The organism is Brevibacillus sp. MER 51 (genome assembly GCF_023714195.1).
Classification (GTDB): domain Bacteria; phylum Bacillota; class Bacilli; order Brevibacillales; family Brevibacillaceae; genus Brevibacillus.
In genome coordinates, this window is sequence record NZ_JAMAUS010000005.1 from 173,078 (window position 1) to 199,368 (window position 26,291).

Below are 26,291 nucleotides of genomic sequence, written 5' to 3' on the forward strand. Positions count from 1 at the left end.
ACGGTTTTGACATCCAGATTCATAAATGCGTCACTTTTCCTAGTGTAAACCAATCTAAGCGCTCGCAAACAAAGGCAAAGGAGTGGCATTTTCCACCTGTTGGTGCGCCACCCCTTGCTTGTACGTCCATTACCTTATCCTCTTCGTTTCAATCGCGCGATAAAGAATCCATCACTCTCGAAATGGTGAGGCAAAATTTGTACGCAGGCTCCGGTTTCATCAACATGCACTCTGACGGCCTCTGGCAGGTCCTTTGCCAGTGTATCATCGAATACGAAATCAGGGTATTCTTCAACAAAGCGGCGAACAATCTCCTGATTTTCTGCTGGCTCAATTGTACATGTGCTGTAAACCATGACACCACCCTGAGCAAGCATCGGCGCCAATGTCTTGAGCAGTTCGTACTGTAGCTGAGCAATCGCACGGACATCTTCCGGCGTTTTGTTCCATTTCAGGTCAGGCTTGCGACGAATTACGCCAAATCCGGTGCATGGCGCATCCAGCAAGATTCGATCGAAAGTTCCCAACGCTTTTTCAGGTAGGTCCAGTGCATCACTAACGATTGGCTCGATGATCGTAATCCCGAGTCTTTTCGCTGCACCAGCAATCAGATCGCGTTTGTGCGGATGCACGTCACTCGCAATGATTTGCCCGCGGTTTTCCATCATTTCCGCTATGTGCGTTGTTTTTCCACCAGGTGCTGCGCAGGCATCTAATACACGCATGCCTGGTTGGGCAGCAAGAGCTGGTGCTACGAGCATGGAACTCTCATCCTGAATCGTGAAGTAGCCTTCCTTGAATAAACGCGAGCCTGCTGCATGTCCGCCTTCCATCAGAATCGCGTGAGGACTGACAGACGACGCTTGTCCTTCCAGCCCTTCTTCCGCCAGCTTGTCCAGCACTTGATCCTTCGTCGTTTTCCATGCATTGACTCGGACTGAGCTATGCGGTGTTCTGTTGTTCGCTTCGCAAATCGCAATCGTCGTCTCTTCGCCATATACGGCGAGCCACTGACGCACAAGCCATTCTGGATGAGAATAGGCTACAGCGATTTGCAGGGCACGACCGCCTTTTGGCTGACGCTCCCACACATCCGGCTGGCGCAGCACATTGCGCAAAACACCGTTGACCATCGAAGCAATCCCTTGATGACCGCGTTTCTTGGCGATTTCAACTGCTTGGTGTACGGCAGCGCGTTCAGGAATACGGTCCAAAAAACGAATTTGATACAAGCTGAGACGCAGCAAATTGCGGACCCAGGTCTGGACCTTTTTATTCCCGACAAAATGGGACAGGACATGATCCAGCGTCATTTTGCGCTGAATGGTACCGTACACAAGCTCTGTCACCAGCCCTGCATCTGCTGCACTGAGATTTTCCCGATCCAAGACATTGCGCAGCTCAAGATTGCTGTAGGACTTATGTTCTTCTACCCTATTCAAAACGTCGAGGGCGATATCGCGAGCTCCCTTTTTTGCCACGGACTATTCTCCTACCTTTGTGCCGATTTCAATGCTGCTGCCCGCTCCACGCAAAAAGTCGAGTGCACTCATACGTTTTTTGCCTTCTGGCTGCAATTCGGTTATTTTCACTGCACCACTACCGCAAGCGACAACGATACCGTCTTCCTCGCGAGCGATGATCGTTCCCGGCTCTTTGCCATCGCCCGACACAGGCATTTTTTCTACCCACCACAACTTCCAAATCTTGCCCTCGCATGTTGTAAATGCGACAGGCCACGGATTCAAGCCACGGACTTGGTTGTAAATCTGTTCCGCAGAACGGCTCCAGTCAATCTTCTCGTCCGTACGCTTGATATTCGGGGCAAAAGTCGCTGCTGAATGATCCTGTTGCTCTGCTACAAGCTCTCCAGCCAACAGGGGCGGAACGGTAGCAATCAACAGCTCAGAGCCTGCCGCAGCCAATTTGTCATGCAAGGTCCCCACGGTATCGCGCTCCTCAATCGGCACGACTACCTTGGACAGCATATCCCCTGCATCGAGAGCTTCGACCATGTACATGATGGTCACGCCTGTTTCCGCTTCTCCCTCGACAATCGATTTATGAATCGGGGCACCCCCGCGATATTTCGGCAAAAGAGAGGCGTGTACATTGATGCAGCCATATTTCGGGGCATCGAGCAGTTTTTTCGGCAAAATCTGCCCGTACGCCGCGGTAATGATCAGATCAGGCTCGAGGGCCAACACTTCTTCAAGTGCATCCTCAGCCTTGATTTTTTCCGGTTGCAATACCAAAAGTCCATGACGCAAAGCCGCCTCCTTCACGGGGGGCGGCGTCAATACCTGCTTGCGTCCAACGGGACGATCGGGTTGTGTTACGACTCCAATCACGTTGTAGCCTGCTTCGAGTACTGCCGTAAGACTCGATACAGCAAAGTCAGGCGTACCCATAAACAGGATGCGAGCATCTTTCAAATGGTTATTCCCCTTCCTGGTTCGGGTTTACTTTGTACACCTTGTCAGCTACATCGATAAAGAGGACGCCGTTTAAATGATCGATCTCGTGTTGAGCGCAACGGGACAACAGGTCGTCTGCCTCGAGCTCAACCACATTCCCGTTACGATCATGACCGCGCAGCTTGATCCACTTGTGGCGACGAACGTCTCCTTGCAGGCCAGGAATACTGAGGCAGCCTTCTGGATAATCATATTGCTCCCCTTCATGCTCAATGATTTCCGGATTGATCATTTCAATCAGTCCATCACCGCAATCCATCACGATGACACGCTTGGAGATGCCCACTTGTGGAGCAGCCAAGCCTACACCGTCTGCATCGTACATCGTGTCTGCCATATCATCAAGCAGTTTGTGCAAATTGGCATTAAATTTGGTTACGACCATTGCTTTTTCACGCAAAATCGGATCTGGATGTTTTACAATTGTGCGAATCGCCATGTGTTTCATATCCTCCCTAAAGCAGTACGTAAGGGTCGACGTCAATCGTCATCAATACTTTCTGCTGTTTGTTCCATTCTTCAAACGCAGCCGTCGCCTGAGCGAGCAGGTCCGACAGTTGCGGTTCATCACGATATTTTAGCATGATCTGAAAACGAAATCTATCCTTCACCCTTGCAATGGGCGAAGCCACAGGGCCCAAGAGAATCGTCGTCTGTGCCAAACGCTGTCGCAAGTAGTCAGCCATCGTATGCGCACCGCGGATCACAACAGGTACCTCTTCGTGGCTAAACGTTATTAAAACGAGACGGAAATACGGCGGGTAGCCTGTTCGTCTGCGCTGCATCATTTCATCCTGATAAAATGCGGGATAATCATGCTTGGTCGCATGAACAATGCTGTAGTGCTCCGGCGTATACGTCTGAATCACGACATCTCCGTCCAGCTCATGCCGTCCTGCCCGTCCACCTACCTGCGTCAAAAGCTGAAATGTCTTCTCCGCTGCACGGAAGTCAGGCAGATGCAAGGATGTATCCGCTGCAATGATGCCCGCCAGCGTCACTCGTGGAAAATCAAGCCCCTTGGCAATCATCTGCGTACCGAGCAAAACGTCGCCTTGACCCGAACGAAATTTGTTTAGCAGCTCTTCGTGAGAGCCTTTTCGCGAGGTCGTGTCCACGTCCATTCGGATGACCCGGATTCCGGGGAATAGTTTTGCCAGCTCCGCTTCCACCTTTTGCGTTCCGGTACCAAAAAAGCGTATATGCTCACTTTGACACTCTGGACAATGCTTGGGCTGTGCGATGGTGTATCCACAGTAATGACAGCGTGCTGTATGATTCGTTTTATGATAAGTAAGCGAGATGTCGCAATGAATGCAGCGCATCGTATAGCCGCAGGAGCGGCACATGACAAAGGTAGAAAAACCTCTTCGGTTAAGGAAAATGACCATCTGTTCTTCTTTTGCCAGTCGGTCTGCAATCATCTCATGCAGCTTCCGGCTGAACATCGAACGATTCTGGGCCTGAAGCTCCTCGCGCATATCCACAACATGAACCTCTGGCATCGGGCGATTCCCGACACGCTCCGGCATGCGCAAGAGTTCGTATCGCCCACGTGTGGCCAATGCATACGTCTCCAAAGCAGGAGTGGCGCTTCCCATGACGAGGACACCCTGATTCTCTTTCGCTCGCCACAGGGCTACTTCCCGCGCATGATAGCGTGGCGTCTCTTCTTGCTTATACGAGCTCTCATGCTCTTCATCGATCACTATCAACCCAACATTCCGAAACGGAGCAAAGATGGCAGAGCGTGCCCCTACCACCACTTTGACCTGATTGCGGATGATCTTGCGCCACTCGTCATAGCGCTCTCCTTGTGACAACGCACTGTGCAAAACAGCTACGTCTGCTCCAAAACGAGCTTTGAAGCGCTCGACCATTTGCGGAGTCAGTGAAATTTCCGGAACGAGAAAGATCGCCTCGCGCCCTTTTTCCAATGTGCGTTCGATTGCTTCGAGATACACTTCTGTCTTACCGCTTCCGGTAACGCCGTGCAGCAAGTAAGAAGCATACGTTCCCGACTCAATCGATTGCAAAATAGGGGTCAGTGCCGCTTCCTGTAAGGGAGTAAAGACGGGTTTCTGCTTTTCCTGGAATCGTCGATTGGCGTACGGGTCCCGGTAAACTTCCACTTGCTCGATCGCGATCCAGCCTTTTGATTCCAGACTTTTTAGCGGGGAGCGCGTAATTCCGTATTCATCCCGCAGCATTTGTACAGATAAGGACTGCTCCTTGTGCATAAGCATCAGTTGAAGGACACGGCGCATCTGCTCCGCCCGTGCTGGCAACGAACCAATCGCTTCTTCCAGCTTACCTTCATCCAATAAGCTTCGGACAAATGATTGCTGCTTGCGGGTAATTCTGTCTCTTACCTGATACTCTGTTGCAAGCAAACCACTCTGTATCCAACCGGGAACGAGCAAATACTCCTCCGCAAATTGCTTCTCCACTTCTGAGAGCGGAATTTGCCGTTTGCGAAACAATTCCCACAGAAGCCCGGATCTCCCGCATGCTTCTTCGTCTAATGCGTCTGTCGCCGTCAGCCACTTCTCCGACTTCCCTTTGAGCACAGCCGGGAGCATCGCCTGTACAGCCGTTACCCACGGACACAAGTATTGCTTGGACATCCATTCGCTCATTTTTAGCAGCTCTGGCGTTAGAGGAGGAGTATCGTCTTGTACCTGCACGACATCTTTTAGTCGCGAACGGTCTGGTATAGCTTCATCATCCTCTACGATCCCGATGACATAGCCTTGCAGTTGACGGGGGCCAAACGGCACAACCACACGACTGCCAATGCGAATCAGTGGACGCAACCAAGGCGGAACATGGTAATCAAAAGGTCGATTCGTCCGATTGACCGGAACGTCCACGATAATTTGGGCAATCATGACAGGTCTCGGAGCGGTCTATGCTCTTGCACGGCAAGGACAGCATCAAACAGCTTGTCTGCCACAGCCCGCTTGCTCAATTTATCCAACGCCAGTTGCTCTCCGCCACGGGTTAGCAAGGTCACGATATTCGTATCGCTCCCCATACCTGCTCCCTCCAGCAATACATTATTGGCTACAATCATATCGAGATTTTTTCGCTCCAGCTTGGACTGGGCATGCTGTAACACATTTTGGGTCTCTGCTGCAAAGCCTACGACGAATTGCTTCGTTTTCCGCTCACCAACCGTTTTTAAAATATCGGGTGCTTTCTCTAGCACAAGGTCGAGTGGACCGTCACCCTTTTTCATCTTATGTTCAGCTACATGCTTTGGTCGATAATCGGAAACGGCTGCTGATTTGACGACGATGTCACAGTGCGGCAATTGCTCCATGACGGCATCAAACATTTCTTGTACCGATTCCACCGCGATGAATTCTACTCCATCAGGGCGTGCCAAGGTAGTCGGCCCACTGATCAGTGTGACCTTTGCCCCTCTGTCTCGTGCCGCTTCCGCAATGGCGTAGCCCATTTTTCCTGAAGCATGATTGGTTATGTAACGAACGGGATCAATTTTTTCACGAGTCGGTCCCGCAGTGATCAGTACGTGCTTGCCCTGCAAATCCTTTTCTCGGATCGTTTGTCTGGTCTCATCGGAAGCAAACCATTGACGCACAGCTTCGACGATTTCCTCCGGCTCCGCCAAACGTCCTTTGCCAATCCAGCCACATGCCAATAGCCCGACACCCGGTTCAACAAACCGATAACCATAGGAGGTAAGCTTATCCATATTGGCGATAACCGCCGGGTGATTGTACATATTGACGTTCATGGCAGGCGCGACCATGACAGGAGCTTTCGTAGCCAGTACAGTCGTCGTCAGCATATCATCCGCAATGCCATTCGCCATCTTGCCGATCACGTTGGCTGTTGCTGGCGCGATCAATACGAGATCAGCTCGATCAGCCAGTTCAATATGGCTAATCACATGGGGGTCTGGCTCCGTAAATGTATCTGTATAAACAGGCAGGTGAGACAAGGCTTGAAACGTCAAAGGCTGAATAAACTGCAAGGCGCCCTCTGTCAAAATGACATGTACCAATGCACCTGCCTGTGTCAGCTTGCTGGTCAGTGCAGCAGCCTTGTAAGCAGCGATGCCGCCAGATACTCCAAGAACAATACGTTTTCCTGCAAGCGAATGCATCTGCACTCTCTCCCTTCTCCCCTAACCGAAATCCGAAAAAAACAACCTCGTGAGGTTGTTTTTAAAGGTGACTGCTTATTTGCGACCGTCCAAAAACTCGTGAACGAGCTCGTCGGAGATGAACTCTTCCAGTGCCAAACCTACAAACTTTTTGGATTTTGGTCTCACCACTTGAATTTCGCTGTTTTCGCGAAGCTGACGCGCACGCTTGGATGCGACTGTCACCAGGATGTACTTGCTCTCCGCTTTTTGGGTCAATTCGTCAATAGATGGATACAACATAATTCTATTCAACCTCCTGTAACCATTTACGATATTTGTGAACCTGACGATCTTTTTTCAGATGTTCCGCTGTAATAATTGCTTGGATTCGATCGCAAGCCGATTCGATGACGTCATTTACGACTACATAATCGTAGTGGTCCATGAGCTCGATTTCAGCACGCGCTACTTCCATGCGCTTGCGAATGATCTCTTGCGATTCTGTCCCGCGTCCCACAATCCGGTTTTCCAGTTCGTTTAAATCAGGCGGAGCCAGGAACAGGAATGTACCTTGCGGGAAGCGCTCTTTTACTTGAAGAGCACCCTGAACTTCAATCTCAAGAATGACATCGCGACCCTCATTGAGCATATCGTCCACGAACTGACGAGGGGTTCCGTAGTAATTCCCTACGTATTCTGCCCATTCCAGGAGAGCATCTTCTTCAATCATCTGCTTGAACTCTTCTTGGCTTTTAAAAAAGTAATTAACCCCTTCTACCTCTCCAGGACGAGGCTGGCGTGTGGTAGCAGAAACCGAATACACCAGATCAGGCATCACTTCACGAAGTGCCTTGCATACTGTTCCTTTTCCCACACCAGCTGGTCCGGAAAGAACCAAAAGGAGACCACGATCAACCATACTCATTGTTTACACTCCTACTTTATTCGTCCGATTCGTCATCCTTCGTAGTCAAGCGCTGCGCCACTGTTTCTGGCTGTACCGCTGACAAAATCACGTGATCGCTGTCTGTAATAATGACCGCACGTGTACGTCTCCCATAGGTAGCGTCCACTAGCATGTTGCGATCGCGCGCTTCCTGGATGATCCGTTTGATAGGAGCGGACTCCGGACTTACAATTGAAATAATGCGGTTGGCATTGACGATGTTGCCAAAACCGATATTGATTAGCTTGATTGCCATGACGGCCCAGCCCATCCTTTCATGCTACTCGACATTCTGTATTTGCTCCCGCATTTTCTCCAGTTCTGTCTTGATCTCGACAGCCAAATGCTGAATGCGCAAATGATTCGCTTTGGAAGCAATCGTATTGGCTTCCCGATTCATTTCCTGGAGCAGAAAATCCAGTTTTCGACCAATTGCTTCTTCTTTGCCTAATTGATTGGCAAACTGTTGGCAATGACTATCTAAACGGGTCAACTCTTCACTAATATCACTTTTATCAGCGAAAAAGGCAACCTCTTGCGCTACACGAGCAGGGTCCAATTCAAAAGGTGTCAAACCGACCCACTCACTAACGCGTTGCTCAAGTCGGCCCTTGTAATCTTCCCTACAAAGTGGGGCCAACTGGGAGATCTCCCGGGTCCATGTGTTGACGGCAGTCAGGCGACTGGCTAGATCAGCATGCAGCAGTTTACCCTCGGTCTCTTTCATCGAAACGAGATCCATTGCTGCGGCCCTTACCAGGTCTTGGAGCCACTCTGCCAGCTCCTCCACATTGTCCTCTGACTCTTTGGTATGTATCACGCCAGGAAAGTGTAGCAGATCCTTGACGGTTAAAGGCGTCTCTAGCGAAAAACGCTGAGTCATCTCGCGGGAAATGGAGACGAGCTGTTCAGCTACATCCCAGTCAATGTCCATGACCGTAGCAGAAGAATTTTTCCCTTCCACTGAGACAGTGACATCGACACGCCCTCTTCTGACATACTGTGCGACCAGCTTACGAATCGAATCCTCAAGCATATTCCATGCTTTGGGCAGGCGCACGACAATCTCAGAAAAACGGTGATTCACTGCACGAATCTCGACTGTTGCTCGAATGGAGCCTTTGCTATCTTCTTTTCTACCGTAACCAGTCATGCTTCGAATCACAAGTTTTCACTTCCATAGACGCAAAATCGTTAATTTATTATAGGAGACAACTCTTGGCAGTGTCAACCGAAGCAGCCCCACCATTGAGAAGATTCCTCCTTGCTCTGACTTATGCTACACTGTGACTGGCAGCTGTCTATCTATTATTCTAGCCATTTTTTTGATCTGAGGTGACTTTTGTGGCATTTGATGGCGTAGTAACCCGCTCCGTTGCGCGGGAATTACATAAACTGGTAGGAGGACGCATCTCGAAAATCCACCAGCCCCACCATAGCGATATTGTTATGCAAGTACGGACACAAGGAGAAACAGTAAAGTTCCTCCTGTCTGCAAACCCGACCTATCCGAGGCTTCACATCACGACAGAAGAATTCACGAATCCGCTGGAAGCTCCGATGTTTTGCATGCTATTGCGCAAGCATTGTGAAGGCGGCGTCATTGAATCTGTCGAGCAAATCGGGATGGAGCGAATCATTCACATCGATGTACGCACCCGGGATGAGCTGGGTGACACGGCTGTCCGCCGAATTATTGTAGAGATCATGGGCAAGCACAGTAACATCATCCTCATCGATCCTGCAACCGGAGTGATTTTGGATAGCGCCATGCATGTGACGCTGGCCATTAGCCAGTACAGACAAGTAACGCCTGGCAGACCTTACGTCTCTCCTCCGAACCAAGATAAACGCGACCCTCTCACTGTAACCGAGCAAGCGTTTCTTTCTTCCCTCGACTGGAACAGCGGTCGTTTGGACAAGCAAATCGTAGATGGCTATACCGGGATCAGTCCCTTACTGGCAAAAGAAATTTTGCACAGAGCAGGGCTCGCGAATCGTGAAACATTGTGGGCTGCCTTTTCACAGGTAATAAAGGCAATCAACGAACATGAATATGCACCATCCATTGTTGAGGCGAATGGCAAAGCGTATTTTCACGTCGTCGAGCTGACTCATCTCTCAAACGGGGTTACCACCCCCTATCCTTCCGTCCAAGAATGCTTGCAGGCATTTTACGAAGGAAAGGCGCTCCGTGACACGGTCAAGCAACGTGCGCACGATTTGATTCGCTTTGTCACCTCTGAGCGCAATAAAAATGAAAAGAAAATCGAGAAGCTCGAGCAAACGCTGCAAGATGCGCATGAAGCAGACCAGTTCCGTTTGTACGGGGAATTGATCACCGCCAATATGCACCAAATGAAGCGAGGGGATCGCGAGCTCGTCACGGTTAACTGGTATGACGAAGCGGGAGATACCATCACCATACCTCTCGACCCATTGAAGACCCCGTCGGAAAATTTGCAGTCGTATTACAAACGGTATAACAAGGCCAAAAACAGCCTCTCCATCGTGAGTGAGCAGATTGAACAAGCGCAGGCTGAACTCTTGTATTTGGACGGCGTATTGGTTCAACTGGAACATGCCACCTTAAAAGATGCCGAAGAAATTCGCGAGGAGCTCGTTGAGCAAGGCTACATGCGGGATCGTAAAAAACGCGGTCCGCGCAAGAAAAAAGATACCAGACCTGAGCTTGATACATACCTTTCTTCGGACGGCATTGAAATTTTGGTCGGCAAAAACAATAAACAAAATGAATACTTGACCAACAAGCTCGCATCATCCCAAGAAACATGGCTACACACCAAGGATATCCCTGGGTCCCATGTCGTCATTCGCGCTCGGGAATTTTCGGATGAAACGTTGCTGGAAGCTGCGAATCTGGCGGCTTATTTCAGTCGCGCCAAAGAAGGCAGCCAAATTCCCGTAGATTACACGCTCGTCAAGCATGTAAAAAAACCGAGCGGGGCCAAGCCTGGCTATGTGATCTACGAGCAGCAACGAACGCTGTATGTAACACCAGATGAAGCATTGATCCGCCGTTTAAAATCAAACACCTCTTCTACGAATAGTGCGACTACCTAAGTTCATACTAAGGGCATGAAAGGTGGTGTTCGCACTTTGAACATCGTTCTCAAGCTCTTGTTTAACGGAATCATCGCCATTCCAGGGCTTTGGTGGTCGGGGACGTCCCTTATGTTTGCTGTGCTCGCAAGCGTGATTGTCAGTTTACTGGGTTATGTACTGGATTTGACAATCCTCCCACGTACGAACAATACGTTTGCGAGCTCCGCTGATTTCTTGTTCGTGTATGCCTCCTTGTGGCTTGGCTGTTACTTGTTTGGTCAAACCATATCCTTATCTGGTTTGTTGTTGACGGCATTTGCCATTACGGTGGTCGAATACTTTTTCCATGGTTACCTGCAACGGCACGGTGTCCACCATTCCAAACATCCGGGCTGAAGCATCATTTCTATTTTGGAAGGAGGATCAGGATGAACGTCATTGGCATCATCCAGACCGATCTTAACGAATTCAACGTGCTGTTTGAGCAGCAAGGCGGACAAGGCGGAAGCGGACAAGGGCAGCAATCACATGACGGCGGACAAAACAACCAACAAGACCAAGACAGCGACTCGATGTTTCTCAGTTTTCTCGATGAACAACCGAGTTCAAATGAACACAGCGGACAAGGGAACAGCCAAGGTGGGCAGCAGCAAAATGGCGGCGGCCCGCAAGAGTTGACCGTTCGCATTAAAGGAATTCCTGAGGGACAAAAAGCAAACTTCCTGCAAATGTATCAAATTCTTCAAGACGCCCAAGACTCCCAAACCCTTGAAAAAGACCTGACCATTGTCGATCACGGAGATCAAGACCAGGGCTCACAAAAACAAGGGCAGGGTCACAGCTCGGGCAAGCAAAACAAAACCACTCATTAATTTGAAGGCAAAAACAAAAACCACCTGGAAGCTGATTCCAAGTGGTTTTTGTTTTTGTGCTATCGGCAATTCATTGCATTCATAAACGGCCAAGTCCCCGCTCTGCCGTTGACCTCATGTTTCTATAACCTGCGCTCACACAGGTGGGCGACCCTTCTGCACTTCAGCCTTCCCATGCATCCAAAAAGGAGGTGGGCCTGACATCCATCACAGTTTCCGTCTCCCAAAAAACACGTATAAGGTTAGAAACATTTACGGCCTATCGTACATCGCAGGATCTTGATATCCCTACTTTATCACAGAATGGTCCATTTCTCAACGGATAAAGTTCCCTTTGGACTTTTCCGAGCGCAAAATAGCCTATCGCTACATCCGCTTTAATTTCGCTTGTACAAGCGTCTGAAATTCAGGACGTGCGATTAGGGACGGCTGCTGTTGCTTTTCCCAGGCCAGAGCGTATTCTAGGCTGTTTGTGTGGCAGCGTCCCACCCCTTCTTTTGTTATAGCATACGCTTGTTTGGGCAGGCGCCGTACCGCAGCAACCAATTTTTCAACCTCACTTTCGACTTGACTTGCTTCTACCGCTCGATAGATCAAGCCGATTTCCTCCGCTTTTTTCCCTGTTATCTTTTCTCCCAGGAGTGCTAGCCGCTTCGCCCACGCGGTACCAACAAGCCTCGGCAAAAGGTACGTCCCACCAAAATCCGTTGTCAGACCGATCTGGACAAAAGGCTCCTGCAACAGTGCATCTTCCGTCGCAATGACAAAATCAGCATGCAACGCGAGATTGAGTCCCGCTCCAACAGCTACTCCCTCGATAACGGCAATCACAGGCTTTGGCATTTGATGCAAATTGGTGATGAAATCATTAATGATCGTCAATGATTGATCAGCGTCACTCTTATCCGTCAGCGCAGTCAACACGCCCAAATCAGCACCGGAGCAAAAGTTCCCTCCTGCTCCCCGCAAAATAAGCATATCGACTTCCCCATCGGCTGAAGCTTTTGCGATCGCGTCCTGCAAAAGCGAAAACATTTCTACCGTCATCGCATTGAGGACATGTGGTCTGTTGAGCGTAATCGTGCAGATTCCACCAGCTTTTGTTACGATTAATTGCGTTTGATGATCCTGTTCCATGATTTTCTCACCCTTTCCTATAAAGAAGCAGCAGGTATAACCCCCTGCCTGTGTAGCCTGTTCAGATCTCCCTCTGTCAGGTTCAGCTTGCGTTTGAGCAGTTCGTGCGTGTAATCGGTGTGCCATGGGGGTGACAACCTCTCTGCCCTGTAACGATGCGAGAAGCTCCCCTCTTGATTGAAAGACTTCTTTTCCAAATAAGGAAGCGTATACGCTATCTCCCTGTTCGCAACGTACGGATTGTCTGCCCAGTTTTCCCAATCTTCAACAGCGGTCAGACAGCAATCCACTTCGCTGCCCAACTCACTCCACTCGGCTTGGGTTCTGGACAGAAACAGTGCTTTCATATCGTCAAACACTTCTGGATACTCAGCAACGCTCGCCAGGTGGCATAGCTCCCAGTCTGCTCTTCCTACCGCGCGGCAAAAATTGAGCCAGAACTTCTCTTCCAGGGCAGCAAGCGCGACATACTGACCGTCTGCTGTCTCAAAGACCTGGTACGCCAGCAAATTCCCTCTTCCTGTTTCCCGTCCAATCGACGAACTGTATGTCATAAACAGCGCATGAAGCCCTGTCCAAGAACTAAACAAGTCAGCCGATGATACATCCAAATAAGCTCCTCGTCCTGTCCGCGCACGTTGCACAAGCGCCGCACATATTTGTTCACTTGCATACAGGCCGAGCGCGTAATCAGTAAGCGGAATATCAGCAACAACGGGCTTTCCTTCCAGATCGCGAACCAGCGAGAGAAATCCGCTTACTGCTTGGACATTCAAGTCATGCCCCCCTATTTGGTATAGCTCCCCGCTTTGACCATAGCCCGTCACAGAACAATAAATAACCGCAGGGTGCATCTCCCACAGGCGATCATAATCAAGTCCCAAATGTCGCATCACACCGGGTCGATAGCTTTCCACCACGACATCAGCCTGTCTGGCCAGAGCAAACGCGAGCGCTTTTCCCTCATTTGTCCGCAAATTCAAGGAAATACTTTTATGATTTCGATGTGAACGCAGGTAAAACGCTCCCGTCTCTCTAGCTTCGGATTGAGTTGGCCTGGTTAACGATGAGTGAGCATTGTCGTGATACGGTTCCACCTCGATGACCTCTGCCCCCAAATCAGCCAGGCGCATCGTACAAATCGGACCTGGAAGATGGCGAGAAAAATCGACTATCGTCACTCCTGTCAGCATGATTTGACTCCCCCTTCACCGACTACACTCATTTGGAATTCGAGATGAACGACTGTTCACCCTCTTTTTTAATAGAAAATTCAAACAAATAAAAAAGCCGTCCCCTGCGGAACGACTTTCCCAAGAACGGTTATTTGATAAACCGGAGAGTGAGCGGGTAACGGAATTCCTTTCCCTCATTCGCTTTCACCGCAGCGATAATAACGAAAATCGCCCAAAAAATAAAGAGGGCTCCCAATAATAGTACGCCAATAAAAATAATGATCAACAAACTTGAAATGGCGGCATAAATCGTCACCGAGATGCTAAAATTCAAGGCCTCTTTTCCATGCTGATAAAAAAAGGCTCCTTCTTCACGTTTGATCAACCATACGATTAAAGGTCCTAGTACATTGCCGAACGGAACGATAAAACCAAGGAAGGCAGATAGATGTACGATCATCGCCCACATTCGTTCCTCTTTCCCATTCAGGAATTGCATACCCATACCTCCATTAATCCTTTTCCTCTATTGTACGACAAATTGTGCAAAACTTGCGAAAAAACGAAAAAAGCGCCACTTCGGCGCCTTTCTCTATTAATACTTGCTCTCGTGACTTCCACCGTAACCGCCGCCGTATCCGCCACCATAAGAGGAGCCGTAACCATCGTAACCGCCGTAACCGCCGCCGAAGTGGTCATAACCACCAAAGTGACCGTGTCCACAGCTACGACCGTATGGTTTACAATGGGTTTTGTAGTGTGGCTTGTAGAAGCAATGCTTTCTGTACACTTTCTTTTCGCAGCATTTAAAGCATCTGCGACGAGATCTTCTGCATCCGCAACTCATTAACCTCACCCCTTCCTGTTCGTTACATCTACAAGGTATGTAGGTGAAGACATATCGGCATGGACAGAAGTCTATATACGAATCAAAATCAGCGGATGTCTCGTAGGCAATTCACTAGTAGGAGTGGTCAAACGCTGGTTGGATCGCACTTTTTCCGACGCTGCGAATGGAAATGATCGTACAGGAATTCAAAATCTATCGTCAACAGGAGCGAGGGCATGAAGCCTGTATACGGGGTCATACTAATTCAGATGACAATTCCTTAGGAAGAAGGTGCCTTCGTGGGAGAACACAGCCGTTTTCGTGAAGGAGAAAAGTCTCCGAAAAATGCCGTATACATGGAGATTGGTGAGTCCGGTGCAAGCGTGCAGGACCCGATGATCATCGAGCTTTCCAGAGGGGAAAAGTTCCCCGCTACACGAAATAAAAATCGCGTATGGACGCAAAAGTAAGAATGCAAAAACCAACCTGGCAACATGCACAAGGTTGGTTCTCTTTTTTCCTAAATGTCGTCGTCTTCGTCGTCGTTTTCTTCCTCTTCGTCTTCTTCATCGCCGCTCAAGTAAATAATGGTGACACCCAAGCTCTCCAACAACGAAAGGACTTCTTTGTTCAACTCCTGATCCATGAGCAATCCCAGGCTTTCCACGAGCTCGAGCTCTTCCAGTTCGCCCTGTTCAGCATCCTCGATCAGTTCTATGATTTCGGTCATTCGCTTTTTTTCCAATACGGCTACGAGTTCATCTCTTGTCATAAATGGTTTTACACCTCATTTTCTACTCTCTATGCTTTATAATAGTACATAAACGAACCATTGAAAACCAAGCAGTGAGGTGAAGATCACCATGTATCCGCAACCGTATCTGGATTATTTGATCCAATTTCATGTAGAACGCGATTATTTTGAGTGTCATGAGATTCTCGAGGAGTATTGGAAAAGCGCTCCTCCCCATGAGCGAAAGCCAGTGTGGGTAGGTTTGATTCAAATCTCCGTCGCTCTTTATCACCAGAGACGCGGGAATCAGTCAGGTGCAATCAAAATGCTCACGAGCGCTATTTCCCTTGTCAAAAAGCATCATCTTGACATTCAGAAGCTCGGGTTGGATAGTTCCAGTCTGGTAAGCCTGCTTGAAGAGCGCCTGACGGAAATGCAAAATGGTCTGCCCTATCGAAGCCTGTCCTTGCCCATGTCCGATTCCTTGAAAAAAGCGTATCAAGAGGCTTGTACGATGCAAAATCACCCAGAACATCGGGATAGCGATATGCAAGACGCCTACTTGCTGAATAAGCATACCTTGAGGGATCGCAGCGACGTTTTGGCAGAACGCCAGCACCAGCTACAAATGCGCGAAGCACGTCGAAACAACGAGTCAAGCTAATCTGCGTACAACTGCAAAAAAGTGGCTGGGACAGCATCACTCAAACAATAGCGCTCGCCCACTCGGTAAAAGCAAATGCCGGCTTCATGGGCCTCCTTTGCATTCACAGTGACGAGGCGCAATGTGTCTGTCGGCTCTCCGATATGCTCCGGTCTATCCGCAAGCTGCACATACTCACTGGCTATCGGCAACAGACCGCCAGTGAGTACTTGTTTCAATAACTTTCGATGTGTCCCGTAGTAGAGAACGTCAGGTGGCACGATCTCCATGAGCCTGCTTTTTGCAATCGAGGGCAAAAAGCCGCAGGTAACTCGAATGAGTGCTCCTCCGTCCCATTCGATACTTCGCTCCGGATCGAATTCCATGACTTGATGAAGATCTTGCCTCGTTATATATGCGCACCCTTTCAGCGTATGGAGATATTTCAGCAACGGCTCGACCGGGGTATACCCATACGTGTCATAGTAGAGTTGAAATGCTTCACTGTTTTGCCGAAGTATACTGAGCAATCGCTTGCGAAGTCTCGTTTCTTCATGAATCGCCAGCATCCGTTCCGCCCTCCTCCTATCCGGTCAATAAATCCAGAGAACCACAGCTATTGCCAGACCCAAATCCGCGAGTAAATGACTAATCCAGTTTGGATAAATCGAAGGAAACATTTCTTTCATCCATCCCCATATCAGCCCAGCGCCCAAAACCAACGAGGTAATTAACAAGCCGTTTCGAAAACCAAATAGGATCGTAGAGATAATCAGATGATACAAAGAATAAAAGAAGCCGGAAAGGAAAATGGACATGAAGCGGGACAAGGATGCACGAAACCGCTGCAATACGAAGCCTCGCCAAAACAATTCTTCCAGTAGCGAGTTAATGAAAATAAGATAGCCGGCAAAAACCAAAATCCAGCGGCGCTCAATCCCCCATGCTTCCATACCTGCTCGAACGACTTCCGGTCTTCCCGGTTCCTGCAAGAGCAACCAAAGTCCAGCCAGCACTCCTGTCAACATCAGAACCCCAAGTGCCAGTCCGTATAAAGTACCCTGCCATTCAAAACTTCCCCACGCGAAACGCCAGTGCTTTCGCAAATCTCCCTCCCACCATGCGTGAATGACGGGAATACAGATGCAAACGAGCACATGAAAAGAAAAGAACGTGATAATGACGCTATGCTTTTCCACCAGTCCGTAAAAGATCGTGAGTGTCGCAGCAAATCCGTACACGATCAACAGTAGTAACGTTCGTTTTCGCGCCATTTACGAATAGCTCCTTTTGTGCGTAATGGCCGCAGTATTGCGTTAGTTTGTCCGTTATAAATACGAAGAATACCCACAAAGACAATAAATATACAAGCGTTTGCATGAATGCTATACTAGATAAATCGCTTTTTATCAAAAAATGGTTCGGTTCAAATTTTTACCTATCTAACGAATGTTTGGAGTGGCTCTCATGTTATGGCGTAATCGTACCTTTCTGCTTTTAATGAGCGGAGAGATCGTCGCGGGAGCGGGCATGTGGATTTCGATTATTGCCAATCTTGCGTTCATGCAGAAACTTGTTCCTTCTGATACGGTGAAGGGCTTGATTCTGATGTGTGGATTGGTGGTCAGCATTCTCCTCGCCCCAAAAACGGGTGTGGTGATTGACATGTACGACAAAGGCAAGATCATGCTGTTTGCCAGTGTGGTCCGAACACTCAGCCCAGTCTTCATGTTCCCTGCTCTTGCAAACGATTCTCTTCTGTGGATGATCGTATCTTTGATCGTGATGCAATGCTCTGCTGCTTTTTATTTTCCGACCGTGCAGGCTTCCTTGCCAGCCATCCTTTCCCAGGACGAGTTACTCAAGGCGAACAGCGCATATTTGAATATCTCTACCCTCTCGCGCATTGGAGGAACAGCAATCGGCGGTATACTCGTCGCATCCATGGACCTGTCCATGCTATATGTCTGCTCTATCATCGCGTATGCAGTACTCGCTGTAGTTACGCTCTTTCTCCGTATTCCACCCGTCACTTCTCGGAAAATTCAGGAAAAAGTGGAGTTCCGCGAAGTACTGACGATCTCACGACAAGACCCGGCTTTGTTTGTCGGGTTGATTAATAATGGGTTGATCACCTTGTTCCTTGGAGGTGTGAACCTGATGATCTTGAACTTTAGCGAGCTGCAGCAGGAACCTCAGCTCATGGGATGGATCTATGCAGCAGAAGGAATCAGCATTTTGATTGGAGGGCTCTTGGCCAAACGTTGGATAGGCCGCAGAAACCTCGTGGCAGCGTCCACCATCATGCTCTTCTTCTTCGCACTGTCCCAGTTTGGCATGTCATTCGCGGATAACAAATTCATGGTGCTTGCTTCCTTCTCCGTGTTCGGCTTTGTCGTTGCTTTCTTCTTCCCGGTCATCGCAACGATTTTCCAGAAGCGCCTACCTCCACACCAGCAAGGGCGATTCTTTTCTTTCAAAAGCATGCTGGATCGTGGGTTCTTCTTGTTGGCTCTCGCAATTACAGGAGTTGGGCTGGACCTTCTCGGCATTAGCGGCTACCTCCTCTTCATCGGCTCGCTGACATTGCTCTTTGGTTTGTTGACTTTCATCTACAGTAAAAAGCATAAGCTGGATGTTCGCTCACACGATGAAGCAGCTGCCTAGTATCGGCATATAACGTACCATGACAAACGCTTTCCTATCGACCATGCTTTGGTGTACACTATTGAAGTATGTTGAACACTTATGGAGGCGTTTTTCCATGCAGATACTTTCCTCTCCCGTTTTGGGAATCTTGCTGCCTCTCGTGATGGCTATTGCAGTGATCTTTTTGAGAATGCGTCGGCAAAAAAAGCCGGCTTCTGCAAAAAGCATTATTTTGCCACCATTCTTTATGGCGACAGGGTTTGCGATGTTTTTGTTCCCGGAGGCGCAATTACCGCCCAAGTTTGATATTGCAGCCTTTGTGGTTGGGGTTATCTTTTCGATTCCGTTGATTATGACATCACGTTTTGAAATCATTGGGCAAGATGTATATCTGAAACGGTCCCGTGCGTTTTTCTTCATTTTGTCCGGTCTGTTGGTCATCCGGCTGATTATTAAACTGTTGATCAATGATAGCTTTACACCGATTCAAACAGGTGGACTGTTCTTCTTGCTCGCATTCGGTATGCTCGTGCCTTGGCGTATCGCGATGCTGGTGATGTACCGGAACTTAACCAAAAAGACGTTTGGCACCTAATACAAAACCACCTCCAATGCGAGGTGGTTTCTTTCTTAAAATTCTACATAAAACGGATGCTCTTCTTCTCGCAAACACAATTCAATCCGTTGCCGGAAGTTTTTCCAGGTGACCATCTCCAGCGCTTCCTCTACCGGAAAAAAGACGGCCTGCAAGCATTCCGGGGTCGTGATCAATTTTCCGCCGATCGGTTTGGCTAAAAATAGCGTATTGCAGAGGCTTTTCCTCACATTTTGAAAAATACCGCAAAATTTCGTCACTTCAATCTCTAAACCGCACTCTTCCTTCGTCTCTCGAATGGCTGCCTCCTTGAGAGATTCGCCCTCTTCTACTTTTCCACCGGGCATTTCCCATCCTCTGCGCGGACCCTTGATCAATAAAATCTCCTGACGCTCATTGATAATAATCGCTGCTGCGGAAATCGTATGCCGAGGTGATCCCATATGTACGCCTCCCTTTTTTAAACGACTACTCCAGCGCTGCCAGAAAGTAAGATCCTCCACCAATCTTATACTCGCTATTCTTGCATGCTCCTGCGAGCTTCGCAAAAAACGGTCTTTGCCCGCGATTTTTCCATGCCGTCTGCGCCAATCCCTCCTCAGTCGGTTGGCAAAGCACTACATTTCCCCCCGGAAGTTCAAATGCTTGGCAGATAGCCCCCAGTTTTTTATCGTGGAATACTTCGCTCTTCTCCCACCCAAACCAGCTTTGCCAACGGGCTGTCGCTTCTTCCAGATCCTTTACTGCATAGCCTACTGACTGGAGATGAGCTGCACCGTTCGGATGTGCGGCAATCATACGGCGATTCGTCAAATCTTCTCTTCTCTCTTCATCCGTTTGCGACCATTCAATGAGAAATGGCGGGAGAAGAGCACTATCTGTATCTTCGAGAAACAACATCCGCCACCGAAGCGTCGTACCATCATCACGCGTACGATTTCCCGCAACAGGTCCAGTAACCTGCAAGCCTTGGCTTCGCAGGCGCTCTGCCCACGCATCCATCTCGTTGGTCCGAAGCGCAATCTGACCGAATCCTTCCCCCTTTGCTTCATCCTCGATACATTGACGTACGAGCGGATTCTCTGATTGTCGAGCAAGCTCCTGGTGTTCAACCGCCAAAAATTCAACATAAGAAAGCCCGAAATAACTAAGGCTATTCCATGTCCCCCAAGACGCATGACGCCCTCCAGCTACCGCATGAAAACCCGCTTGGCAAAATTGTTCCGCTGCTTCCTGTGGAGTCCGCTGTACAAAATGAACCAAATGATCAAAAGTTAATCGCACCTTTTTTCGCCCCTTTTTCGTATTACTTATAGGATATCAAACTTCATTTATGTAAGGATAGAAAGGCAAGGGGGAAAAATGAACGAGAACAGATCAAGCCGGATACATGCTCGGCGCAAGCGCTCACGCAGAAAATGGGTACGTATGGGAAAGAACACGCTCCTATTTAGCTTGTTGGCCATCTTCGTCGTCGGAACCTACTACCTATTCCAAATTGCCATGGATGGAGAACATGCCAACCCGAACACACAGCCTACTCCTGACAATACCGCAAACCAAAAGACTTCTGTGCAGCTCACCTTTGTCGGTGACATCATGATGTCAGGAAATGTTGAGAAAACCTTACTCGCAAACAGCTATGACTACCCATATAAACATGTAAGCTCGCTCTTTTTGCAAGATGATATCACCATTGCCAATTTGGAGACGCCGATCACCGCCACAGGTGTTGCCGCTCAAAACAAGGAGTATGTCTACAAATCATCGCCACTTGCTGTTCCTGCCATGAAAAACGCGGGGATTGATGTGGTGAATCTCGCCAATAACCACTCCATGGACCAAGGAGTTCCAGGATTGTTGGATACTTTTGACGCTTTGGACGAAAACCGGATTGAATACGTCGGCGCCGGTAAAGATGCCAGCCGTGCCTATTCACCTGTATTCATAGAAAAGAACGGCATCAAGATCGCGATTCTCGGCTTCAGCAGGGTCATTCCCGAAACGAGCTGGTTTGCAGGAGATTCCCAGCCAGGTATGGCCGCTTCCTATGATCCTACACTGGCAGTGAAAGCGATCCAGGATGCGAACAGCCAAGCTGATCTCGTCGTGGTGATTGCACACTGGGGCAAGGAACGCTCCGACTATCCTGTCGATCATCAAAAAGAGCTGTCCCGTGCCTACATCGATGCTGGTGCAGATTTGATTGTTGGCGGTCATCCCCACGTACTTCAAGGCTTTGAACGATACAACGACAAATGGATTGCGTACAGTCTTGGCAATTTCATTTTTACACGGTCAAACGAACCCAAGACTTGGGAAACGATGGTCCTGCAAGCAAGCTGTACGAAAAGCGGCGATTGTGAACTGACGATGCTTCCGTTTCACGCAGAATTGGGACAAGCCGTACCCATGAATGAAAGCAATGGCGCTGCCCTGCTAAAACGCATCGAATCCATTTCTGAGAGTGTCGACATTCAAAGTGACGGGCGTGTGCAGCCACATGCTAATGCGGTGGAGACTGCCCCCTGACAAAAGAAGCCGTGTTTCCAGATACCTAGAAATACGGCTTTTCTTCATATGATTCCTCTTCCTTACGCAGATTCAAGAACAGGGAAGCAGCGCACTTCTAAGCCAAAATCATTTTTCAAGAAAGACTCATGCTCTTCACTGATTCCTGTCACGATCAAGCCTGCGCGCAAGACGCCACCCAAATCGAATTGGACTTTTAGCTTATGCACGTTCACTCCTGCCTGCTGAAGGAAATGCAAGACTCGGTCTGGCGTCGCAGTATGACATGAGCCCTCAAGATAACACAGGACGTGTTCTGCCGAGTCCGATGTAGCTCCAGCTTTGTCAGCCGTTTTTTCTTTCCAGGTAGGATGCGGCGTGAATGGCTGTGTCAATAAATAGGCCAAATCCTCCACGACTGCACTTGCTGTAGGAAGCTCTCCTGCCCCTCTTCCTGTAAACAGCAAGTCCCCCACGATGTTGCCGGATAGCTGGACAGCATTAAATGCGTCGTGGATTTGCGCCAACGGATGGCTCAGCGGAAGCATAGTTGGTTCAACAGATAGGCGAATTCCTTTCTCAGCTTGATAGGCCTGCGCGATCAGCTTGATCCGATACCCCAGCTCGCTTGCAATCCGAATGTGACCTGCTGACAAATCTGCAATTCCTTTACGAACAACATCCGCTAAAGGCAGCGATTCTCCGTAAACAAGCTGTGCCAAGATATACAATTTGTACATAGCATCGAAGCCTTCTACATCCGAACGAGGGTCTGCTTCCGCATAGCCCAGCTCCTGCGCTTGCTTGAGCACCTCCTGATATGAGAGCTGCTCTGCTTCCATTTTCGTCAAGATGAAGTTCGTTGTTCCGTTGAGAATACCGCGAACACCTTGGATATCATTCGTGCGAAGGAACTGCCTCAGCACACTCAAGATCGGGATGCCCCCTGCCACACTCGCTTCATAGGCAAGATGCACTTGATGCTGATTTGCCAAATCGACTAGCTCTGTTCCTTTTTTCGCCAGGAGCTCTTTGTTGGCCGTTACCACATGGCAGCCCTTTTCGATCAAAGCACGAACGTAGTCATAGGTAGGTTCTACACCACCCATGACCTCCACCACGATATCCACATCGCTTCTCAATACATCCTCAAAATCTGTTGTCAATAAAGCCGGGTCGACATGAACCGCCCGCTCTTTTTCCGAGTCACGCACCAATGCCTTGACGATCTCAATTCGTTTACCCAGACGAGTAGCCAGCTTCTCCTGTTGCGAGCGAATCGTTTTGATTACGCCTCCACCCACTGTCCCCAATCCCAATAATCCTACGCGTACCACTTCTGCACTCATTCTAACCACCCCATACCCCGAATTTTGGATAAAAAGAAAAAGCCATCTTCGATAAGAAGAAGGCTTGTAAGTAGCTAATGCTCCCCCTCCTTATCTCCCAGGACGTATATGTCCTGCAGGAATTGGCACCTTGTCACAAAATATGCGTGACGGTTGCCGGGCTTCATCGGGCCAGTCCCTCCACCTCTCTGGATAAAGAAAATATGAAATTAAAAAACCTTCTTCGCTAAGAAGAAGGTTCATCTACCAATGGAGTAACCCGCTTCTTATCTTTCGAGACGAAACGTCTCGCAGGAATTGGCACCTTGTCGCTATATGCAACGGTTGCCGGGCTTCATCGGGCCAGACCCTCCACCTCTCTGGATAAGAACCATTTATGCTGTTGAGCTTTATTCTAAGAAATTCCAAGGCAAGCGTCAACAAAATTCTTTCTTTTCTGATTGCAAGCTGATTTTGGCAAAGCTTTCAGTTGTAGGTGAACAGGCTCTCTACCTCTTCCATACTGCAGCAAGTGCAATGAAACACGCCCTCGTGGCAGTCCTCAGGCAGCTCCTTTTCCTCAACATATCCGCACCATTGGCAAATAAAAACTTGAATCATCATACGCCCTCCTCTTCTTTTATCCTGCCCAAAATAAAAAAAGCATTTTCCGCTCGACCGTGACGATCGTTAGAAAATGCCAGAAAAAGAGGGACGTACTTGTCCACTCGCTGTTTTTCGCAAGCCATCTCTAACACCTCCCTATCTCCCGTAGGTCTATCAGTGTTGTCGAAACAGGCAGGTCTCCTGACTATGGGTTCATCGTCTAGCGTCGCCTTCCCCGTCTATTTGGATAGACCAGTGGCTTGTTGGACGCTGACTCCCCTCTTACAGTGGCGGGACCGTGTCGGATTTGCACCGAGCTTCCCTATTATCCTTGTGGCGAATATGTTTACGCCCTAAAGAACCTGTTTCCACCTATGAAATTGTCTTTCTCACTACTACCCTCACATTTTACCTTCCCCCAAATACCGCTCTTTCAAAATGGTAGTGTGGTGAGCTTCATGTCCAGCAATCGCGTAGGCCAATGTCCTTGCAGATAGTTTGTTTCCGTTGGCAAGTCCTGTACGCAACCATGCTTCCGGAGAGATTCCGCGGACCTGCGCGATGGTGGAAGCACGAACAGCCTTATACTCTTCCAGTAAATCAGACAGGTCTCTTAGCTGAAAATACCCGTGTTCGACAAAAGCATTCTCATCAAAACCAACGAGGGGTGTCTGATCTCCTCTCGCGATTCTTAACAAGCGATAGCTCATGATGCGTTCTGTATCGACGAGATGACCCAAAACCTCTTTTACCGTCCATTTGCCTGGTGCATACCGATAATCCATTTGCTCGGGCGCAAGTGAGGAAAATAATGCGACTTGCCTCTCTCCTTGTTGTGTGAGGATCGTTTGCAGCTCCCCCTCGGGTACAAGTCCAATATAATAGTCAAAATAAGCAGCGTATTCATCCCGCTCTGGTCGTCTGAGCATATGCTTCCCACTCCTCGTCATTCAGTTTCGATAGACAAATTGCTATGTAAACCTTCAAACAGTAGGACCCTTGCCGGGGCTGCATCGGTGCCAATCAGCTTGAGTGGGGCAGCTACCAGAAAGTACTCGCCTGGCGGGACCTCTGCTAGCCGCAAGCCTTCAATGACAATGACTCCCGCTGCAAACAGCTTTTTATGTGTGGGGTGACCTTCCTGACTACGTTCGATTCCAAGTGCATCGGTACCAATACCCCGCACCCCCAGCTCACTTACATATTCCGCACCTTCCTCTGACAGAAAGATGAATTCAAAAGAGAACGCCTCTTCAAAAGAGTTTTTCGTTTTAAACAGGACAAAATCTCCCCGCGCAAGATCGAATCTCTCCAAGTCAGCGCGTGTGATCCTGTCTTCTACAGCTGTGAGATCGAGAACCTTGCAATTGCCCACTAGCTTCTCCAAGGAAATACTCTCAAATGTATCGCCAGCATTCACCATGTGCAGGGGAGCATCCACATGGGTACCCGTGTGAAGGTCCATATCGATTCTCGATTCGGTTACATACCCACTGGTAGCCGTATGTATTTTCGGCTGCTTTTCCGGCTTGTTTTTATATACCGTCATTCCTTCGTACACGGTGGCGGTTACATCATACATTTTCATCCCAAACCCACTCCCCTTTGCCTACTGTTTTTTTCGATCCGCTGGAAAAGCAATCCCCATCTGTCTTCTCGCTTCATCCATGACCTGCATGGCCATTTTGGAAACTTCATGCGAATTCGTTGCGGATTGTCTGGCCCCAATCCTTGCCAAGCGCAAGAATTCTCTTATTTCATAGTGCATAGTCTTCGGGGTCTGTGGCCTTGTTACTTGCTCGATTCGTCCGTCCCTGTAACGAATGTCCACTTCTTTGAGATGGTTGATTCGATCGATCACCATCGTGGCATCCTCCCCTTGAATTTCTGCTGGCTGATAGGAGGTCGTAATTTTCGAGTAGCTAATGATGGCATCCATTTGGCGATACTTCAACAGCATACTGCCTTCTCCATCCACGCCAGAATCAAGCACAATTCCTCCTGCTTTGACGTCGTCTGGTCTGCCAAAAAGGATGAGTAACGGATAAAGACAATAAATACCGATGTCCATCAAGGCTCCGTTTGAAAAAGCAGGATCAAAAGCACGTAAAACCTTCCCTTCGCGGTAGGCGTCATAGCGCGAAGAATATTGGCAATTGCTCGCAATAAAACGCCGTACTTTTCCCAGCTTGTGAAGGTTGTCTTGTATCGCAAAAAAATTGGGCAACAGTGTAGATTTGACAGCCTCCATGAGAAGCACGTCATTTCTTTTCGCTGCCTCGATCATTTCTTCTACCTCAATTGCATTGGAAGCGAGTGGCTTTTCACACAATACGTGCAGCCCCGCGTCCATGCACTGGATCGCTTGTTCCGCGTGGCAGGAGTTGGGGCTCGCAATATAGACCGCGTCAATATTTTTGCTTGCAGCCATTTCTTCTATGCTGCTATAGGCGAATGGAGCATGGTACTTGTCAGCGATTTCCTTGGCGCGTTCGATGGTACGTGAATAAACAGCCTGAAGAGAAAATCCTTCTACTTCTTGACCAGCCTGGATGAATTCCTCGGTGATCCAGTTCGTTCCGATTACGCCAAATCGCATCTCATCCG

At 48.9% G+C, this 26,291-nt stretch carries 31 protein-coding genes, 1 other RNA gene and 3 riboswitches; of the genes, 8 read left to right on the forward strand and 24 right to left on the reverse strand.

The features are described from left to right. Positions 1-134: 134 nt before the first annotated feature. The 9 genes from rsmB to M3630_RS13000 form a co-directional block, all read right to left on the reverse strand. On the reverse strand, positions 135-1,481 hold the full coding sequence (gene rsmB / locus M3630_RS12960; protein ID WP_251252368.1) for a 16S rRNA (cytosine(967)-C(5))-methyltransferase RsmB: 1,347 nt from the start codon (positions 1,479-1,481) through the stop codon (positions 135-137). A gap of 3 nt (positions 1,482-1,484) precedes the next feature. After that, the gene (gene fmt / locus M3630_RS12965; RefSeq protein WP_251252369.1) at positions 1,485-2,435 is read right to left on the reverse strand and encodes a methionyl-tRNA formyltransferase; all 951 of its coding nucleotides are present in this window, start codon (positions 2,433-2,435) and stop codon (positions 1,485-1,487) included. Between the two features lie 4 nt (positions 2,436-2,439). Further along, entirely contained in the window at positions 2,440-2,916 is a 477-nt protein-coding gene (def, locus tag M3630_RS12970; protein ID WP_173608134.1) for a peptide deformylase, read from the reverse strand. A gap of 16 nt (positions 2,917-2,932) precedes the next feature. After that, on the reverse strand, positions 2,933-5,368 hold the full coding sequence (priA, locus tag M3630_RS12975; RefSeq protein ID WP_251252370.1) for a primosomal protein N': 2,436 nt from the start codon (positions 5,366-5,368) through the stop codon (positions 2,933-2,935). After that, entirely contained in the window at positions 5,365-6,612 is a 1,248-nt protein-coding gene (gene coaBC / locus M3630_RS12980; protein ID WP_251252371.1) for a bifunctional phosphopantothenoylcysteine decarboxylase/phosphopantothenate--cysteine ligase CoaBC, read from the reverse strand. Before coaBC ends, priA begins: the two co-directional genes overlap by 4 nt. 75 nt (positions 6,613-6,687) lie before the next feature. Next, positions 6,688-6,894, reverse strand: coding sequence for a DNA-directed RNA polymerase subunit omega (rpoZ, locus tag M3630_RS12985; RefSeq protein ID WP_106653312.1), 207 nt, complete (start codon positions 6,892-6,894; stop codon positions 6,688-6,690). A gap of 4 nt (positions 6,895-6,898) precedes the next feature. Beyond that, positions 6,899-7,519, reverse strand: a complete 621-nt coding sequence (gene gmk / locus M3630_RS12990; protein WP_047068199.1) for a guanylate kinase — start codon at positions 7,517-7,519, stop codon at positions 6,899-6,901. A 16-nt stretch (positions 7,520-7,535) separates the two neighbouring features. Beyond that, a complete protein-coding gene (gene remA, locus M3630_RS12995; RefSeq protein WP_015891999.1) occupies positions 7,536-7,796 on the reverse strand; it encodes an extracellular matrix/biofilm regulator RemA in 261 nt (86 codons plus the stop codon). Between the two features lie 24 nt (positions 7,797-7,820). Next, entirely contained in the window at positions 7,821-8,705 is an 885-nt protein-coding gene (locus tag M3630_RS13000; protein WP_221868418.1) for a YicC/YloC family endoribonuclease, read from the reverse strand. Between the two features lie 179 nt (positions 8,706-8,884). On the opposite strand from M3630_RS13000, the gene M3630_RS13005 reads away from it, so the two are divergent. From M3630_RS13005 to M3630_RS13015, 3 genes are read left to right on the forward strand one after another with little or no spacing between them, the layout of a single operon-like run. Further along, on the forward strand, positions 8,885-10,624 hold the full coding sequence (locus tag M3630_RS13005; RefSeq protein WP_251252372.1) for an Rqc2 family fibronectin-binding protein: 1,740 nt from the start codon (positions 8,885-8,887) through the stop codon (positions 10,622-10,624). Between the two features lie 36 nt (positions 10,625-10,660). Continuing rightward, positions 10,661-11,002, forward strand: coding sequence for a DUF2512 family protein (locus M3630_RS13010; RefSeq protein WP_047068205.1), 342 nt, complete (start codon positions 10,661-10,663; stop codon positions 11,000-11,002). 32 nt (positions 11,003-11,034) lie between these two features. Further along, a complete protein-coding gene (locus M3630_RS13015; RefSeq protein WP_251252373.1) occupies positions 11,035-11,478 on the forward strand; it encodes a hypothetical protein in 444 nt (147 codons plus the stop codon). A 90-nt stretch (positions 11,479-11,568) separates the two neighbouring features. On the opposite strand, the gene ssrS is transcribed toward M3630_RS13015, so the two are convergent. From ssrS to M3630_RS13040, 5 genes are all read right to left on the reverse strand, one after another. Beyond that, positions 11,569-11,759, reverse strand: a non-coding RNA gene (gene ssrS / locus M3630_RS13020) — 6S RNA. A gap of 85 nt (positions 11,760-11,844) precedes the next feature. Next, on the reverse strand, positions 11,845-12,615 hold the full coding sequence (locus tag M3630_RS13025; protein WP_251252374.1) for an enoyl-CoA hydratase/isomerase family protein: 771 nt from the start codon (positions 12,613-12,615) through the stop codon (positions 11,845-11,847). Between the two features lie 17 nt (positions 12,616-12,632). After that, on the reverse strand, positions 12,633-13,808 hold the full coding sequence (locus M3630_RS13030; protein WP_251252375.1) for a CaiB/BaiF CoA transferase family protein: 1,176 nt from the start codon (positions 13,806-13,808) through the stop codon (positions 12,633-12,635). Between the two features lie 130 nt (positions 13,809-13,938). Beyond that, positions 13,939-14,289 carry a DUF4870 domain-containing protein gene (locus tag M3630_RS13035; protein ID WP_007728403.1) on the reverse strand — a complete coding sequence of 117 codons (351 nt, stop codon included), beginning with the start codon at positions 14,287-14,289 and terminating at the stop codon, positions 13,939-13,941. A 96-nt stretch (positions 14,290-14,385) separates the two neighbouring features. After that, a complete protein-coding gene (locus M3630_RS13040) occupies positions 14,386-14,637 on the reverse strand; it encodes a hypothetical protein (RefSeq protein ID WP_173608142.1) in 252 nt (83 codons plus the stop codon). Between the two features lie 281 nt (positions 14,638-14,918). Here M3630_RS13040 and M3630_RS13045 point away from each other — a divergent pair, with 281 nt between their 5' ends. Further along, positions 14,919-15,089 (forward strand): YjzC family protein, encoded by a 171-nt coding sequence (locus M3630_RS13045; RefSeq protein ID WP_007728413.1) that lies wholly within the window; start codon positions 14,919-14,921, stop codon positions 15,087-15,089. A 50-nt stretch (positions 15,090-15,139) separates the two neighbouring features. Here M3630_RS13045 and M3630_RS13050 read toward each other — a convergent pair whose 3' ends face one another. After that, positions 15,140-15,391, reverse strand: a complete 252-nt coding sequence (locus tag M3630_RS13050; protein ID WP_221868422.1) for a hypothetical protein — start codon at positions 15,389-15,391, stop codon at positions 15,140-15,142. Positions 15,392-15,482: 91 nt separating this feature from the next. Here M3630_RS13050 and M3630_RS13055 point away from each other — a divergent pair, with 91 nt between their 5' ends. Beyond that, positions 15,483-16,016: a DUF309 domain-containing protein gene (locus tag M3630_RS13055; RefSeq protein ID WP_251252376.1), complete on the forward strand. Its 534-nt coding sequence runs from the start codon at positions 15,483-15,485 to the stop codon at positions 16,014-16,016. Here the strand turns inward: M3630_RS13055 and M3630_RS13060 are convergent. Together M3630_RS13060 and M3630_RS13065 are read right to left on the reverse strand one after the other, a co-directional pair. After that, entirely contained in the window at positions 16,013-16,564 is a 552-nt protein-coding gene (locus M3630_RS13060; protein ID WP_251252377.1) for an RNA 2'-phosphotransferase, read from the reverse strand. The two genes, M3630_RS13055 and M3630_RS13060, sit on opposite strands and share 4 nt — an antisense overlap. Positions 16,565-16,588: 24 nt before the next feature. Beyond that, a complete protein-coding gene (locus tag M3630_RS13065; protein ID WP_251252378.1) occupies positions 16,589-17,269 on the reverse strand; it encodes a CPBP family intramembrane glutamic endopeptidase in 681 nt (226 codons plus the stop codon). Between the two features lie 193 nt (positions 17,270-17,462). Between M3630_RS13065 and M3630_RS13070 the strand changes: the two genes are divergently transcribed. Beyond that, positions 17,463-18,662 (forward strand): MFS transporter, encoded by a 1,200-nt coding sequence (locus tag M3630_RS13070; RefSeq protein WP_251252379.1) that lies wholly within the window; start codon positions 17,463-17,465, stop codon positions 18,660-18,662. Between the two features lie 97 nt (positions 18,663-18,759). Continuing rightward, complete coding sequence (locus M3630_RS13075; RefSeq protein ID WP_015892012.1) at positions 18,760-19,239, forward strand: CcdC family protein; 480 nt, start codon at positions 18,760-18,762, stop codon at positions 19,237-19,239. Positions 19,240-19,274: 35 nt separating this feature from the next. Here M3630_RS13075 and M3630_RS13080 read toward each other — a convergent pair whose 3' ends face one another. Both M3630_RS13080 and M3630_RS13085 read right to left on the reverse strand, forming a co-directional pair. Then, positions 19,275-19,682, reverse strand: coding sequence for an NUDIX hydrolase (locus M3630_RS13080; protein ID WP_251252380.1), 408 nt, complete (start codon positions 19,680-19,682; stop codon positions 19,275-19,277). Between the two features lie 25 nt (positions 19,683-19,707). Further along, the gene (locus M3630_RS13085) at positions 19,708-20,523 is read right to left on the reverse strand and encodes a VOC family protein (protein ID WP_251252381.1); all 816 of its coding nucleotides are present in this window, start codon (positions 20,521-20,523) and stop codon (positions 19,708-19,710) included. Positions 20,524-20,601: 78 nt separating this feature from the next. Between M3630_RS13085 and M3630_RS13090 the strand changes: the two genes are divergently transcribed. Beyond that, positions 20,602-21,771 carry a CapA family protein gene (locus M3630_RS13090; protein WP_251252382.1) on the forward strand — a complete coding sequence of 390 codons (1,170 nt, stop codon included), beginning with the start codon at positions 20,602-20,604 and terminating at the stop codon, positions 21,769-21,771. A gap of 62 nt (positions 21,772-21,833) precedes the next feature. Here M3630_RS13090 and M3630_RS13095 read toward each other — a convergent pair whose 3' ends face one another. The 5 genes from M3630_RS13095 to M3630_RS13115 form a co-directional block, all read right to left on the reverse strand. After that, entirely contained in the window at positions 21,834-23,099 is a 1,266-nt protein-coding gene (locus tag M3630_RS13095; RefSeq protein ID WP_251252383.1) for a homoserine dehydrogenase, read from the reverse strand. 87 nt (positions 23,100-23,186) lie between these two features. Continuing rightward, positions 23,187-23,298, reverse strand: a riboswitch (SAM riboswitch). 64 nt (positions 23,299-23,362) lie between these two features. Beyond that, a riboswitch (SAM riboswitch) is annotated at positions 23,363-23,469 on the reverse strand. A gap of 95 nt (positions 23,470-23,564) precedes the next feature. Then, entirely contained in the window at positions 23,565-23,702 is a 138-nt protein-coding gene (locus tag M3630_RS13100; RefSeq protein WP_173607641.1) for a hypothetical protein, read from the reverse strand. Between the two features lie 156 nt (positions 23,703-23,858). After that, a riboswitch (cobalamin riboswitch) is annotated at positions 23,859-24,065 on the reverse strand. 20 nt (positions 24,066-24,085) lie between these two features. After that, the gene (locus M3630_RS13105; protein WP_251252384.1) at positions 24,086-24,613 is read right to left on the reverse strand and encodes a DinB family protein; all 528 of its coding nucleotides are present in this window, start codon (positions 24,611-24,613) and stop codon (positions 24,086-24,088) included. 17 nt (positions 24,614-24,630) lie between these two features. Continuing rightward, positions 24,631-25,272 (reverse strand): cyclase family protein, encoded by a 642-nt coding sequence (locus M3630_RS13110; RefSeq protein WP_173608153.1) that lies wholly within the window; start codon positions 25,270-25,272, stop codon positions 24,631-24,633. 21 nt (positions 25,273-25,293) lie between these two features. Next, positions 25,294-26,283, reverse strand: coding sequence for a Gfo/Idh/MocA family protein (locus M3630_RS13115; RefSeq protein ID WP_251252385.1), 990 nt, complete (start codon positions 26,281-26,283; stop codon positions 25,294-25,296). Between the last annotated feature and the right edge of the window lie 8 nt (positions 26,284-26,291).

Bases quoted from the DNA above. Each gene is read 5' to 3' on its own strand.
- M3630_RS13035 (WP_007728403.1), bottom strand. From the start codon at position 14,289: ATGCAATTCCTGAATGGGAAAGAGGAACGAATGTGGGCGATGATCGTA.
- M3630_RS13080 (WP_251252380.1), bottom strand. From the start codon at position 19,682: ATGGGATCACCTCGGCATACGATTTCCGCAGCAGCGATTATTATCAAT.
- M3630_RS13025 (WP_251252374.1), bottom strand. From the start codon at position 12,615: ATGGAACAGGATCATCAAACGCAATTAATCGTAACAAAAGCTGGTGGA.
- def (WP_173608134.1), bottom strand. From the start codon at position 2,916: ATGGCGATTCGCACAATTGTAAAACATCCAGATCCGATTTTGCGTGAA.
- M3630_RS13065 (WP_251252378.1), bottom strand. From the start codon at position 17,269: ATGGCGCGAAAACGAACGTTACTACTGTTGATCGTGTACGGATTTGCT.
- M3630_RS13030 (WP_251252375.1), bottom strand. From the start codon at position 13,808: ATGCTGACAGGAGTGACGATAGTCGATTTTTCTCGCCATCTTCCAGGT.
- coaBC (WP_251252371.1), bottom strand. From the start codon at position 6,612: ATGCATTCGCTTGCAGGAAAACGTATTGTTCTTGGAGTATCTGGCGGC.
- gmk (WP_047068199.1), bottom strand. From the start codon at position 7,519: ATGAGTATGGTTGATCGTGGTCTCCTTTTGGTTCTTTCCGGACCAGCT.
- M3630_RS13075 (WP_015892012.1), top strand. From the start codon at position 18,760: ATGCAGATACTTTCCTCTCCCGTTTTGGGAATCTTGCTGCCTCTCGTG.
- priA (WP_251252370.1), bottom strand. From the start codon at position 5,368: ATGATTGCCCAAATTATCGTGGACGTTCCGGTCAATCGGACGAATCGA.
- M3630_RS13050 (WP_221868422.1), bottom strand. From the start codon at position 15,391: ATGACAAGAGATGAACTCGTAGCCGTATTGGAAAAAAAGCGAATGACC.
- M3630_RS13055 (WP_251252376.1), top strand. From the start codon at position 15,483: ATGTATCCGCAACCGTATCTGGATTATTTGATCCAATTTCATGTAGAA.
- M3630_RS13110 (WP_173608153.1), bottom strand. From the start codon at position 25,272: ATGAAAATGTATGATGTAACCGCCACCGTGTACGAAGGAATGACGGTA.
- M3630_RS13015 (WP_251252373.1), top strand. From the start codon at position 11,035: ATGAACGTCATTGGCATCATCCAGACCGATCTTAACGAATTCAACGTG.
- M3630_RS13070 (WP_251252379.1), top strand. From the start codon at position 17,463: ATGTTATGGCGTAATCGTACCTTTCTGCTTTTAATGAGCGGAGAGATC.
- M3630_RS13105 (WP_251252384.1), bottom strand. From the start codon at position 24,613: ATGCTCAGACGACCAGAGCGGGATGAATACGCTGCTTATTTTGACTAT.
- M3630_RS13060 (WP_251252377.1), bottom strand. From the start codon at position 16,564: ATGCTGGCGATTCATGAAGAAACGAGACTTCGCAAGCGATTGCTCAGT.
- M3630_RS13090 (WP_251252382.1), top strand. From the start codon at position 20,602: ATGAACGAGAACAGATCAAGCCGGATACATGCTCGGCGCAAGCGCTCA.
- M3630_RS13040 (WP_173608142.1), bottom strand. From the start codon at position 14,637: ATGAGTTGCGGATGCAGAAGATCTCGTCGCAGATGCTTTAAATGCTGC.
- M3630_RS13095 (WP_251252383.1), bottom strand. From the start codon at position 23,099: ATGAGTGCAGAAGTGGTACGCGTAGGATTATTGGGATTGGGGACAGTG.
- M3630_RS13115 (WP_251252385.1), bottom strand. From the start codon at position 26,283: ATGCGATTTGGCGTAATCGGAACGAACTGGATCACCGAGGAATTCATC.
- remA (WP_015891999.1), bottom strand. From the start codon at position 7,796: ATGGCAATCAAGCTAATCAATATCGGTTTTGGCAACATCGTCAATGCC.
- M3630_RS13100 (WP_173607641.1), bottom strand. From the start codon at position 23,702: ATGATGATTCAAGTTTTTATTTGCCAATGGTGCGGATATGTTGAGGAA.
- rpoZ (WP_106653312.1), bottom strand. From the start codon at position 6,894: ATGTTGTATCCATCTATTGACGAATTGACCCAAAAAGCGGAGAGCAAG.